This window comes from Nonomuraea sp. NPDC051191, from assembly GCF_044455665.1.
Classification (GTDB): Bacteria; Actinomycetota; Actinomycetes; order Streptosporangiales; family Streptosporangiaceae; genus Nonomuraea.
The window spans coordinates 74,441-87,653 of the sequence record NZ_JBITEZ010000023.1 but is presented as its reverse complement, the minus strand read 5'-3'; the positions used below and the strand labels follow the sequence as shown (position 1 = coordinate 87,653).

The 13,213-nt window shown below is 70.5% G+C and carries 9 protein-coding genes; 7 read left to right on the top strand and 2 right to left on the bottom strand.

Annotated features, from left to right (window positions below; genetic code table 11):
• Positions 1-132: 132 nt before the first annotated feature.
• Both ACIA8R_RS45885 and ACIA8R_RS45880 read left to right on the top strand, forming a co-directional pair.
• Positions 133-495: a hypothetical protein gene (locus ACIA8R_RS45885; RefSeq protein WP_364100506.1), complete on the top strand. Its 363-nt coding sequence runs from the start codon at positions 133-135 to the stop codon at positions 493-495.
• Between the two features lie 440 nt (positions 496-935).
• Positions 936-1,151 (top strand): hypothetical protein, encoded by a 216-nt coding sequence (locus tag ACIA8R_RS45880; protein WP_364100503.1) that lies wholly within the window; start codon positions 936-938, stop codon positions 1,149-1,151.
• Between the two features lie 330 nt (positions 1,152-1,481).
• Here the strand turns inward: ACIA8R_RS45880 and ACIA8R_RS45875 are convergent, their stop codons facing one another.
• Positions 1,482-1,661, bottom strand: a complete 180-nt coding sequence (locus ACIA8R_RS45875; RefSeq protein ID WP_364100500.1) for a hypothetical protein — start codon at positions 1,659-1,661, stop codon at positions 1,482-1,484.
• Between the two features lie 26 nt (positions 1,662-1,687).
• Positions 1,688-1,816, bottom strand: coding sequence for a hypothetical protein (locus tag ACIA8R_RS45870; RefSeq protein ID WP_364100497.1), 129 nt, complete (start codon positions 1,814-1,816; stop codon positions 1,688-1,690).
• Between the two features lie 662 nt (positions 1,817-2,478).
• On the opposite strand from ACIA8R_RS45870, the gene ACIA8R_RS45865 reads away from it, so the two are divergent.
• From ACIA8R_RS45865 to ACIA8R_RS45845, 5 genes are all read left to right on the top strand, one after another.
• The gene (locus ACIA8R_RS45865; protein ID WP_397044142.1) at positions 2,479-2,829 is read left to right on the top strand and encodes an integrase core domain-containing protein; all 351 of its coding nucleotides are present in this window, start codon (positions 2,479-2,481) and stop codon (positions 2,827-2,829) included.
• A gap of 607 nt (positions 2,830-3,436) precedes the next feature.
• Entirely contained in the window at positions 3,437-3,565 is a 129-nt protein-coding gene (locus ACIA8R_RS45860; protein ID WP_364100491.1) for a hypothetical protein, read from the top strand.
• 31 nt (positions 3,566-3,596) lie between these two features.
• Positions 3,597-4,805 (top strand): hypothetical protein, encoded by a 1,209-nt coding sequence (locus tag ACIA8R_RS45855; protein ID WP_397044141.1) that lies wholly within the window; start codon positions 3,597-3,599, stop codon positions 4,803-4,805.
• Positions 4,806-6,108: 1,303 nt separating this feature from the next.
• Positions 6,109-8,985 carry an AAA family ATPase gene (locus ACIA8R_RS45850; protein WP_397044139.1) on the top strand — a complete coding sequence of 959 codons (2,877 nt, stop codon included), beginning with the start codon at positions 6,109-6,111 and terminating at the stop codon, positions 8,983-8,985.
• Between the two features lie 172 nt (positions 8,986-9,157).
• Positions 9,158-13,000 carry a S8 family peptidase gene (locus tag ACIA8R_RS45845; protein WP_397044137.1) on the top strand — a complete coding sequence of 1,281 codons (3,843 nt, stop codon included), beginning with the start codon at positions 9,158-9,160 and terminating at the stop codon, positions 12,998-13,000.
• Positions 13,001-13,213 lie beyond the last annotated feature (213 nt).

Here is a 13,213-nt window from a genome sequence, read left to right as displayed (position 1 = left end):
AGCCATGTGGAAGTGATCAAGTTTTGTCCAGGCGGCGAGTCGGGGTTCCAGACAATCCATCAGCCATCAAAACTGGGGCCCTGATGCCCCTGCTCGAGCGCACCTCCTTCACCGAATGACGAGAGGGAAATCGTGATCAAAAAGATGCCGATCCGACGTCTGACCGCAGGTCTGGGTAGTGCCGTCGTAACGCTGGCAGGCGTCGCTGTTCTGTTCACCACCGCTCCCGCAGGAGCCTCGACCAGCACAGCCGCCAGCCTGAGATACGCATGCAAGTACGACGGCAGCATCATTCGTAGTTCTCCCTCCATCCAGCTCAACACCGTCGTCGCGGAGTGCCGGGCGGGAACGACCCTCTTCCCGAACTGCTGGGTGCGTGGAGAATCCAGCGGAGGCGACAACCGCTGGTACACCTGGGCCAACAGGTCTCGCTACATCCACTTCAGCCAGGTCACCACCTCCGGGACCGGCGGTGGAATGGCTCAATGCAGCTAGTTCCCGGCGCAGCCGCTAGTGCCGGTGGACCCACGAGTAGGCGGCAAACCCGTTCAGGAAGCTGGTGTTGATCCGGAAGTCGGTCCCTTCCGACTCGGTCACGTACCAGGACGCGGACAGGTTGTGCCGTGACCGGGCCGAACAGGCCACGCCGGATCACGCACCCCTGTCCTGGGTGCCCTTCACATCCAGGCCGCTGACCCGATCCGGGCGTGTGGCGCGGACCGGGATGGCGAAAACGTGAGCGAGCGGGACACGGCGTCCACAGTCGGGCCAAGCACGGTGAAGTCCGACCACTGGCCGACGTGCAACGCCCGACAGATGCAGAGCCATGAGATGTCCGTCCCGGCTCAGGCTGGAACAGCGGGACATGCGGCGGCCCCGCGTTGCGCACTGAATCCGTGCCCGCCCTGGGCATGGGCGGACATCACACATCAAGAGTGACGAGAGGTGACGACATAACCAAGACGACGCTCAACCTGGCCGCGATCGGGCTGCTGACCGCAGCCGGACTCGCCATGGCCGCCGGCCCCGCAGCCGCCAAGGAGGAACCCTGGCCCAGCTCGGGCGGGATCGCCCCCATGGGCAACGACTACTGGCCCCACAGCGGCGGGATCGCCCCGAAGGACGACTACTACCCCGGCAACGGCGGCTGAGGTCCGTGCTGGATTCCCGGCCCGGACCATGAGCAAGGCCAGGCTCGCGCCCTCACCGAGGGAGAGCGAGCCTGGCGCCCGCAGGTAGGAAGGGCCCCTGCCCTCCTCGCGTTTCGCAACCCGCCCACATGCTCCTCGGCTGCCGTGTCCGCCTGGGCGAGCGCCCACCTCACCGCCCGCACCTCTGCGCGGGGCGGCCCTGATGCCCGATGTGCCAGGTTCGGGGATCCCCCGACGACGTAGACCTGGCACCCATCGGGAACGGCCAGTGAGGATCGGCGTTCCGAAGGTTCGCAAGCCGCCTATGCGCCCGCCCGCGGGCGCATACCGTCAGGGGGCGTGACCAGCCTGCCTGCACCCCCGCACGCCTTCATCAAGCCGCTCGACCCAGTCGACCGGGTCAACGTCGTCACCGATCCCGGATGAGGCGCGGCGCATGGTTTCGGCGGTGCCGAAGCCGCACCGCCTGGCGATGACGTCGACGCCCTCCCGGCTGCTTTCCAGCGACATCCGGGCAGCTTCGACGCGAACGCGTTCTACATAACGGCCAGAGGCGTGCCCAGTTCGCGAGCGAAGAGTCGGTTGACGTGCCGGGGACTGATCGACAGCCGGTCGGCCATCGTCGAGACGGACAGATCGGCGGCCGGGTCGGCGGCGATGTCCACGAGCAGCTGGCGTAGCGCGTCGTCGCCAGGTGCCCGGGCACGGGACCACGTGCTGAACTGGGGCTGTGCGCCTGCCGATAACTACATCCGCCCAGGTCATGGCTCTGCAAGGGCTTCGCCTTGGTGTACGCGAGTTCCGGTCACCCGGGTGACGGAAACGGGTACGGCAGGATGATCCGCTGTGCTGCTTCGCTTGGCCTGTCTGACTGTCACGAACGCCTTCGCCGCGCTGCGGTTGCTGCCCATGAGCGATCGAGACAAGGACGTGGAGATTCTCGTTCTGCGTCACCAGATCACCGTCCTGCATCGGCAACTCGTCGCTGACACCCGAGTGCGATCCGTGCCCGAAGACAGGGCCCTTCTCGCCGCGCTCCTGGCCTCACTGCCCCGCGAGTCCTTACACCGGCTACGGCTCCTCGTCCAGCCGGACACCGTCCTGCACTGGCACCGCGGCCTGATGAGACGTCGTCACGCCCGTACCTGCCAGCCCAGCGGCCCGGGCGCTCACCGAACCGAGCTGGGGCTACCGGCGGATCCACGGAGAGCTCACCACGCTCGGCATCAAAGGCGCACCGTCCACCGTCTGGGAAACCCTCAAAAGGGCAGGCCTCGACCTGGCACCCGAACGAGCCTCCACCACCTGGGGGAAGTTCCCTGCGCTCATGGACGAGGTCCTCGTCGAGGCCGGCATCAACATAGTGCTCACCGGCATTCGGATGCCGCGAATGAACTCCATCATGGAGCGATGGGTGCAGTCCTGCCGTCACGAACTGCTCGACCGCTGCCTCGTCTGGAACGAACGCCACCTACGGCACGCCCTGCGCGAGTACGAACACTTCTACAACCACCACCGAGCCCACCAAGCCCTGAACCAAGCCGCCCCGCTGCGTACCACCCCGGACCCGATCACAGACCTCGGACGAATCACCAACCTGACCATACGTCGCATGCCGCTTGACCAGCATGGACGTAATTCTCGACAGGCGCAGTCCCGGCCATCTGCCCCCATCTGAACACCGCCACCAACCCCCACACCCGCTGTCTCTTCCCTGGCCGCCGAGCCGACCAACCCACCAACCCCGGCACGCTCCGCGAACATCTACGCCTCGCTGTATTCCTCACTGGCACCGCACGACCAGCAGGACTGCGCCAACTCGTCCTCCAGGCCCCCGCACTGGTCATTGCCAGCGCCCTCGGCTTCCACGACAAAACCACCACCCGAGTCGCGGCTGACGCAGGCGGGAACCTGGAACCGCCACGCCCCGAATGACCACTCACAGTGAACGAGATCAGGGTGACCGGCTCGAATACAGACCACTTGATCAACGGCTTCTACCAGTCTCGACCCCGGTGGTGCCGCATCACCAGGGTCGGCAGATCCGGCTGGGCGACCCCGAGCACGCCCCCGCCCACGGCCGCGCCCTGGCCGCGGGGCCCGTGGCAGGGCCCCGTCCCGTCTGCCACCGTCCCCAAAGACGCCAAGGATCCTCTGAGCATCGGACTGCAGGCCCGCAGCCGCCTGCCGGCCGTAGCGCTGGACCGGGGACGTCCCCGTCTGGGCAGGCTGAGGAATCTCGCCGCCCGGCTGAAGGTGATCGGGTTGCCCGCGGAGGATTAGCCGTGACGCAGGAGCAGCACTCCGCACTTACGGTACTCGGCGGCGCTCAGGGCGGTCTCGTTGATGTCGGCGAGGGTGACCGCGGCGCCGGACTCGGCGAAGGCGCGGGCGGCTCGATCAAGACCGTGTGAAGTTTGTCCATCTTGGACGTAGGGTGGCCCGATGCCCGGATCCTTGCGTGCGGCCGTGCTGGCAGGAGTGTCGATCCTCCTCTGCGGCTGCTCGGCCACGCCGGCGGCGGCCCCACCGTCCCCGACCGCCCTGGCAAAGCCGACATCCACCCCCATCTGTGACGGCCAGCTGCCGCCCACGGGGCCGGAGAAGACCGCCTACACCGATCACATCGATGACTGGCAGCTCGCCAAAGCCGTCAAGGACGGGTTTCCCGACGACCTGGCGGTCAAGCGGGACGGGACGGTATGGGTGGTCGGCATGGCCGAGGTGCCGGTAAAGCCCCATCTGGACAAGGAGCAGGGGTGCCTGGTCACGACCGACACCGAGCGCCGGGGGAAGGTGTGGCGGTACGACGCGGGTACGTGGCATGTGGTCGCTCCGCCGCGGAGGTGCTCGGACCACCTGTCCAAGGTCGACGTGACCGAGGACGGCAGCCTGTGGGTGTACGGCAAGCGACTGGAGAAGGATGACCAGGTGTCCTGCGTGGCTCGATGGAACGGCAGCGGATGGGAGGCGCGGACCGTCCGAACGGAGAACCCGGCCGAGGAGACCAAGGCGCTGACCGTCAGCGGCACCGATCCGTGGTTCATCGACTCCCGGGGGAGAACCGTCCGGCTGACCAAGGGGAAGCTCTCCGCTCACACACCGGTTGCGGAGGCTGACGTGCTCGCGCGAGGGCAGGGAGGCGCGCTCTGGGCGGCGGGAGTCCAGGGTGCACATCGCATCCAGCTCGCACGATGGGATCGCGGGCGGTGGCAGCGCGTTCCCGACCTGGCGCTGCCCCATCCGAAGGGAGAGCCGAGGGCCTGGCTCGCGTGCGACAGCATGGTCGCGACCGGGCCTGATGACGTCTGGGTGGCCGCCTCCTGGACCTGGTACGCGAGCGACGAGTCGGAGCCCGGGCGGCAGGTCCTGGCCCATTGGAACGGCTCGGCCTGGTCATGGCACACGGGCAGGGTGGCACTGCCGGACAGAGAGGCCGACCTCGCCCCGGATGGGCAGGGTGGCGTCTGGCTCACCTCCCTCGACGACACCGCCCTCGAACACGTCACCGGCCGGCGTCACGAGCCGATCAAGCTACCCGATACGGAGGAGGATTTCGGGCTGGGCATGCGGCTGTCCCAGCGTCCCGGCACCCACGAGGTCTGGGTGCTGAGCCAGGGGAACCTCTGGGTCACTCGGAGGGAAACTGGCTAGCGAACGGCTACTTGGCGGCCGAGGTTGCCCAGCGCCTGACCTTCGCCGTGCCGGTCGTCCAGCTCCGGGCGGCGTTCAGCGCGATGCCCGTGACAGTGAGCATGTCGCCGAGGTGTCGACGCCAGGCCCCATACACCTGGAAGCACTCCACCAGGGTGTGATGACGGCGCGGAGACGACCAGTCTGGTGGGCGTGTGGCGGCGACCAGGTTTGAGGCGTTCCGTGTCGAACCAAGCCGGCGCGGCAGCTCGGTCAACGAACATCTCGGGCGTCTCCTGGCCGGGAAGCGCCCGCAGCCAAGCGGGAGCCGCGTACGCCGCGGGTAGTACGCGAAAAGCCGGTCCAGCGCCACCTCCCGCCCATCGTCAAGGGGTCCCGGTAGCAATGGAGCAGAATCCAACGGTGCTGCTGCTGACCTGCGGGAACTCCTTGAGAAACACCATCGCGGGACGGCTGCCCCGGAGCCCGTCGATGCAGGTCAGGCGCATATCCGTTGGATCTTCCGCTCAGCGGGGCGCGTGCTGACCACGGTCAATGAGCTGCGCGACCGCGGCATCACGGTGGTGTCGCTGCCGGAGAACGTCGATCTGGGCACCAAAGAGTGCCGGTTCATGTTGGGGTGCCGGTAAGAAGCGTGTCATGAGCCCCAAACGGCGTTGATCTTGCTGTGACTTGCCTGGTCAAGGCTGGGCGGTCATGAAACACCCCCGATGCCCACCCCACCCGTGAAGGTCACGGTTTACGACAACCTCCGCACACCGGGATCTGCGGATTCTGACCGCGATCGGCAGCGGATCGGTTCAGTTGCACCCCGCTAAGGGCGGCGTCTGATGCGCGGGGAGAGAAACACGCCGACCTGCTCGCTGGCGCGGGTGGTCAGGGGCTGACCGAAGGGCTGGCCGGTGACGGTGTCCCACAACCGCACTGTTGTGTCCGTGCTGCTGGAGGGACTCTCCCCGCCGGGAGGCGCATGGCCGGCGTCGCGGACTTGCCTTTGGTTGGAGTAGGTGCGTCCTGCACCCCGGCCCATGCCGTAGACGTTCTGCGGCACGAACCTGACCGGGTCGGGCAGATGGAGGTCCCCGTGTTCGGGATGGGACAGCAGGGGCCCAGTGGTGGTTGTCGGGCAGGTCGCCCTTGCCGTCATGCGGGGCGGTGGCCGCGATCGCGTACACCTCGCCGCCCAGGAGTCGGCCAGGACGGACCGCGGCCACCCTCGTCGCGGCGGCCGAGCCCAATGGGGGTGGCCGCCAGGTAAGACAGACGTGACATTTCATGCGGGCGGCGCTTCAATGGCTCGATTATGGACGATGCCGAAATGACGGCGGAGCGGGTGGTCTCGCCCGTCCTCGTCGGCCGGGACGCGGAGCTGCGGCGGCTGCGGGCGGCGGTGCGGCGTCCCCCGGCCGTCGTCATGATCGAGGGCGAGGCCGGCATCGGCAAGACGCGGCTGGTCAGCGAACTGGCCGCCGAGCTGCGTGACCGGCCGTCGCCCGTCGCCGAGCCGCCTGATCGGCCGCCGCTCGTCGGTGGGTGCCCGCAGATTCGGGAGCCGTTCCCGCTCGGGCCCGTCATCGAGGCGTTGCGCGGCGCGGCCGGGAGGTTGCCCGAGGGCGGCCTGTCGCCGGTGACCGGCGCGCTGCGCCCGCTGCTGCCCGAGCTCGCCGCCGTCCTCCCGGCCGAGCCCGGCCCGCTGGACGACCCCGCCGGGCTGCGGCATCGCGTGTTCCGCGGGCTCGCGGAGCTGCTCGCCGCGCTCGGCCGGGCCGTCCTGGTGCTGGAGGATCTGCACTGGGCCGACGAGCAGACGGTCGAGTTCCTCGGCTACCTGCTCGCCGACCCGCCGCCCGGGCTCGTCCTCGTGCTCACGTTCCGTGGTGAGGAGGCTGGTCCCGGGCTGCGGGCGCTCACCGCGCGGTTACGTCCTGAGCTCGCCCATGCCCACCTCGTGCTGGCCCCGCTGGACGCCGCCCGGACGAACGAGCTGACGGCCTCGATCCTGGGCACCGCGCAGGTGTCGGACGAGTTCGCCGCCTACCTGTGCGAGCGTACGTCGGGCCTGCCGTACGCCATCCAGGAGCTGGTCGCGCTGCTGCGGGCCCGCGGCGTCCTGGTCCAGCGCGGTACCAGGTGGGCGCGCAAGACGCTCGACGAGCTGGGCGTACCGGCCGGGGTGCGCGACTCCGTACTGGAACGGGTGCGCGGCCTGAGCGCGAACGCGCAGGCGGTGGCGGAGGCCGCGGCGGTGCTGCGGGTGGCCGTGCCGGTGCCCGATCTCGTGGCCACCTGCCGCGTACCGGAGCAGGACGCCCACGAGGGCCTGGACGAGCTCCTCGACCGCGGCCTGTTCGCCGAGCACGCCGGTACGGCGGGCTTCAGGCACGCGCTGGCCGTCCAGGCGGTGTACGGGAGCATCCCGCTGCCCAGACGCCAGGACCTGCACGTCCGCGCGGCCAAGGCGGTGGCGCGGCAGAATCCCACGCCGCTCGGCCAGATCGCCCACCACCACCGTCACGCCGGTCAGCACGACGCGTGGGTGGACGCCGCGGAGGAGGCGGCCGACCGGGCCGTGGCCCTCGCCAACGACGCGGAGGCCGAACGCCTGCTGGAGGCGGTCCTTCGGCACGCGCCCCTCGCCCCGGAACGCGAGGGCAGGCTGGCGGCGAAACTGGGCTGGGCGGGCGGTTACGCGCTGGGCGCCGACGAGCTCATCGGCCTGCTGCGCGCCGCCGCCGCCCGCCAGCCGCCCGGACCGGCGCGCGGCGAGCTGAACTACCTCATCGGGCTGAAGCTGGAGGCCGGGGGTGCCGCGCCGGAGCTCATCCGCGAGGCCATGATCGAGGCGGTCGCCGATCTCGCCGACCGCCCGGTGCTGGCCGCGTACGCGATGGTGGGCCTGGGCATGCCGAGAACGCCCGGTGTCCCGCTCGCCGAGCACCTGCGCTGGCTCGACCTGGCGCTCGAACGGCTGCCCGTGATCGCGGAGCCCGAGCGGCGCATCTCCGTGCTCGGCAAGGTCGCCATGGTGCTGACCCTCGTCGGCGACCCGCGCGGGGCGAGCCTGACCGGGCAGGTCGTGGCGCGGACCGGCGGCCGTCCGACGAACCGGTGGGAGGTGGTGGCCTACGACTCGATCGGCGAGGTCGCCTGCCTGGCCGGACATCACGACACCGCGTACCGCCTGCTGGACGCCGCGCTGGCCGAGGCGGCCGAGCACGACGTCACCGGCCTGATCGAGTCCAGGTGCCGGTTGAACCTGGCGACTCTGGCGTACTGCCGGGGTTCCTGGGACGGCGTGGCGGACGAGCTCGAAGCGTTACGGGTGCGTTTCGCCGACCTGCCCAGTTTCCGCCTCACCGCGGACACCGTGTCCGGCTGCCTGGCCCTCGCGCGCGGGCGGGCCGACGCCGCGCGGCTCGACGACCTGGTGCGCGCGAACCTGGAGACGGGCGCGGCCGACGTGCTCGCGCTGCCGGTGAGCGCGCTGCTGCGGCTGGCCGTCGCACAGGACCGGGCCGGGGAGGCCGTGGCGCGTACCGGCGAGGCGTTCTCGTTGTGGGCGGCCAAGGGGTTGTGGCCGGTGGGTGTTCGGGCGGTTCCCGCGCTGGTCGAAGCCCTGGTGGGGCTCGGCAGGGTCGAGGAGGCCGGGGAGCTGGTGTCACGTCTCGAAGGCGAGCTCGCCGCGCTGGACGCGCCGCTCGCGCGGGCGGCGCTCGGCCATGCGCGGGGCTTCCTGTCCGCCGACGCCGTGCGCTTCATGGACGCGGCGGCGTCGTACGAACGGCTGGGGGCGCCGTACGAGGCGGCGCAGGCGCGCGAGCACGCGGCCGGGCTGCTGCTCACCGCCGGTGACGAGCGGGGGGCGTCGATGCTGGAGGCCGCCCTGCACGCGTACGGCGGGCTCGGCGCCGCCTGGGACCTCGACCGGGCGGGCCGGCTGAGCAGGCGCTGGGGCCTGCCCGTACCGGCCCGGCATCGCGGCGGCCCGCGCGGTTACGGGTCCGCGCTCTCCCCCAGGGAGGACGCGGTGGCCAGGCTGGCCGCCACCGGCCTGACCAACAAGGAGATCGCCAAGGAGCTGTTCCTGTCGGCCAAGACCGTGGACAAGCACCTGGGGTCGGCCATGCGCAAGCTGGGCCTGCGCTCCCGCGCGGGGCTGGCGCACCGCCTCGACGCCTGACTATTGGGGTGTTTGCCCCATAGGTAGCCATCTGTCGCTCCTGTGACGCTAGGCGCATGCCCGAAGAGCCCGATCCGAAGGACGAGCAGGACACACCCGAGCCCGAGGCCGAACCCGAGGCCGAACTCGAAGAGGGCTGGGTCGACGCATGAGGAGAGAGGCAGAACCCCCGATGCCAACCACCAGAAGGCGGCCGTGGCCGCGCGTGTTAGCGGGCGCGGCCGTAACGGCACTGGCCGCGGGCCTGCTCACCCCGGCGACGGCCCTCGCCGCGCCCGACGAGGGCGACACCGGCGTCGTCACGCTCCCCGGGGCCGCCGGCGGCGAATGGAAGCTCACCCTGATCACCGGCGACACCGTCCACCTCGCCAGGGACGGCGACGGACGCTACACCGCGACCCCCGAGGCCGTCCGCCGCCCCGACGGTCACACCCCGTTGTTCCGCAGCGAGGCCGGCCCGGAGGGGATCTTCGTGATCCCGGACGACGCCCAGCCCGCCCTCGACGCGGGCGTCCTGGACCTCAAGCTGTTCGACGTCCGCTACCTGGCCGAGAACGGCTACGCCGACGGCACGGCCGACCGCCTACCGCTGATCGTCCAGTACCAGGGCACCCAGAAGAGCACCGCCCGCGCCCTGCCCGACAGCACCACCACCCGGTCGCTGCCGAGCATCCACGGCGCCGCGCTCACGGTCGACAAGGCGAAGGCGGACGAGTTCTGGGCCACCCTGCGCGACTCGGCCAATGGCAGGACGAAGCTGGCCGGCGGCGTCGGCAAGGTCTGGCTGGACGCCAAGGTCAAGGCGGACCTGGCCGAGAGCGTGCCGCTGATCGGCGCCCCCGAGGCGTGGAAGGCCGGCTTCGACGGCTCCGGCACGACGGTCGCCGTGCTGGACACCGGCGTCGACGCCACCCACCCCGACCTGGCCGGCCGGATCGCCGACAGCCGCAGCTTCGTCGAGGGCCAGGAGGTGACCGACCACCACGGCCACGGCACCCACGTCGCCGCGACCGTGGGGGGCTCGGGCGCGGGCTCGGACGGCACGCGCAAGGGCGTCGCCCCCGGCGCCAGGCTCGTCATCGGCAAGGTGCTGGGCGACTCGGGCTCGGGCGACACCTCCGACATCATCGCCGGCATGGAGTGGGCCGCCACCGAGGAGAAGGCGAAGATCGTCTCGATGAGCCTCGGCGGCAACCCCACCGACGGCACCGACCCGCTGTCCCAGTCCGTCAACGACCTGAGCGCCTCGACGGGCACGCTGTTCGTGGTCGCCGCGGGCAACGACGGCCCCGGCAAGGAGACGATCGGCGCGCCCGGCGCCGCCGCGTCCGCGCTGACGGTCGCCGCCACCGACAAGTCCGACCGGCTCGCGAGCTTCTCCAGCCGCGGGCCGAGGGCCGTGGACGGCGCGCTCAAGCCGGACATCGCCGCCCCGGGCGTGGGCATCGTCGCCGCCCGCGCCGCCGGAACCTCGCTGGGCAGCCCGGCCGACGCCCTCTACACCAGCCTGAACGGCACCTCGATGGCGACCCCGCACGTCGCGGGCGCGGCCGCGCTGCTGGCCCAGGAACATCCGTCCTGGGACGGCCGGCGGCTCAAGGCGGCGCTGATGTCGACCGCCAAGGACGCTGGATACTCCGCCTACGAGCAGGGCGCCGGCCGCGTCGACGTGGCCAGGGCCGTCTCCCAGGCCGTCGTCTCCACCACGCCGAACCTGGACTACGGCGTCATCCCCGTAGACGTGAACGACACGGTGGACAAGACCGTCACCTACGCCAACGACGGCGCCGCCGAGGTGACGCTGACCCTCGCCGCCACCCTGGGCGAGGCCAAGGACGCGCTGACGTTCAGCGCCCCGTCGGTGACCGTCCCGGCGGGCGGCACCGCGTCCGTCACCGTCACCCTGCGCCCGGACGGCCTGCCCAAGGGCGGCTACACCGGCGCCGTGGTCGCCACAGGCCCGTCCGGTACGCACGTCACGACCCCGGTGGGGCTGCGCCGAGGGCCCAAGAAGGTGCCGCTGACCGTGCACCTCATCGACAGGTACGGCAACCCGCCCTCGCCGGTGGTGACCTGGGTGGACGCGAGCGCGGTCGACGTCCCCGACACCTACGGCGTCAGCTCGGCCGAGTTCGTCAGCGACGGCGTCTACCGCTACATGGTCGAGCCGGGCACCTACAGCGTCCAGGCCGGCATCCAGCACAACACGACCGACAGCGGGCCTCCTCCGGTCGCGCAGCTGTACGACCCCGAGGTGGTCGTGCCGGAGGAGGGCGCCGAGATCACCCTCGACGCCCGCGAAGCCGTGCTGCTGCGCGTCCAGACGCCCAAGCCGATCGACTGGCGGCACGCCAGAGGCACCATCTCTTTCGTGCGCACCGCCTGGGACGGCACTTCGCTGTCGTCCGGGAACATGGGCGCCCTCGGCATGAACGACTGGTACATCAGCCCCACCAAGAAGGTCACCAAGGGGAAGCTGCTGTTCTCGGTGCAGGCCACGGCCGCCAACCCGCAACTGGCCGTGCGCGCCGTGTCCCCGCGGAAGTACACGATCGACGCCAGAACCTATGAGTACTTCGACCGTGGGCTGAGCTTCGACCTCGGCTGGGACATCCCGTTCCCGGCCGGCACCCGCCGCTACGACCTCGCGTACGTCGGCGGCGGCGCGAACCCGAAGGGCGACCTGCGCGGCAAGCTCGCGCTGATGACGATCGACCCCGATGACGCCTGCCTCATCGAACTCGAGCGTCTCCAGGCGCTGAAGGCCGCGGGCGCCGCAGGGGTCGTGCTCTTCGCCAACCGCGTGTACCCCGGCTGCTCGATCCCCGCCCCGCCCAGCGGGGACGAAAAGCCGGAACTGCCGGTGATTCAGATCTTCAAGGCCGTCGGTGACCAGCTCCGCGCCCAGCTCGCGGCCAGCCGGGTCACGCTGGAGATCACCAGCCAACCGATCATCGACTACACCTACCAGCTCCTGAAGTACGAGGACGGCAGGGTCCCCGACCCCGTCTACCGCTTCACCGACAGCGGCCTGCGGGCCGTGGACACCGCTTACCACACGCCGATGAGCCTCGACAACCAGATGGAGATCTGGCACAGCCGCAAGCCGCTGGAGCGGGTCACGTTCTCGACGGCCTTCCACTTCGCCGCCCCCTCCAGGCGGATCGAGTACTTCAGCCTGTCCGGCGCGGACACGCTGCGCGAGGGGACCGTCAGCGGCACCGACACGAAGACCTGGGGACTGGAGACGACGATCGAGAAGCCCGGCAGGGAGACCAGGCGCTGGGGCACCGGCCCGGGCACCCCGGGCGGCATGGTGATCCCGCAGGTCCCCGGCGTCGAGGAGAAGGTGTTGTGCGCGATGTGCCGGCGCGGCGACACGTTCCTGCCCGCCTACACCTTCGTGACCGGCGACGGGCGGCTGGCCATGACCGGCGGCAGCGTCAACACCAACGCGAAGCTGTTCAGGGACGGCAAGGAGATCCCGCGCGTCGCCGGCGCCGCGTTCCCGATGTACACGCTGACCAAGGAGGAGGGCGTCTACCGGCTCGAACAGAGCGGCTCGGGCTCCGTCAACGCCTGGACCTTCCACTCCAGGGCCCGTGACGAGGACACCGTCCCGCCCACGACCGCCTGCCACCCGACCATGGGCTCGTCCGGTTCGTGCAACCCGCAGCCGCTGGTGTTCGTCGGCTACGACCTGCGTGACACCCAGGCCCTGGACACCTCCGTACGGGCCGGTGGCCGGCACACGTTCCAGATCGACGTGACCCATTCCCCGTCGGCCGAGCGGATGCCGGCCGTCGCGGGGCTGAAGCTGGCCTACAGCACCGACGATGGCCAGACCTGGAAGGACGCCAAGGTCCGCCGGGTGGCTACCGGCATCTACACCACCACACTCACCTACCCCGCCCTCGCGGATACGAAGGGCGCCGTAACCCTCAAGGCCGAAGCCTGGGACACCGAAGGCAACAAGGTCGAACAGACCACCACCCGCGCCTTCCCCCTGCGCTGACCCCTGGACCCGAATCCGTGCCCGCCACCCACCCAGGGCGGCGGGCACCTGCCTGACCGCCGCAGGACATCGCATCTCGTACCGGAGCGGCGGGTGACGCGGGTGGAGGGTCGGGATGCCGGCGTCGGCTGGTCCTGCGGAACCCTCTCCACCCTGGCGATATGCGCATATACCGCGACAAGCTTCTCGGTCGTCGTCCGTTACAGTTTTTCC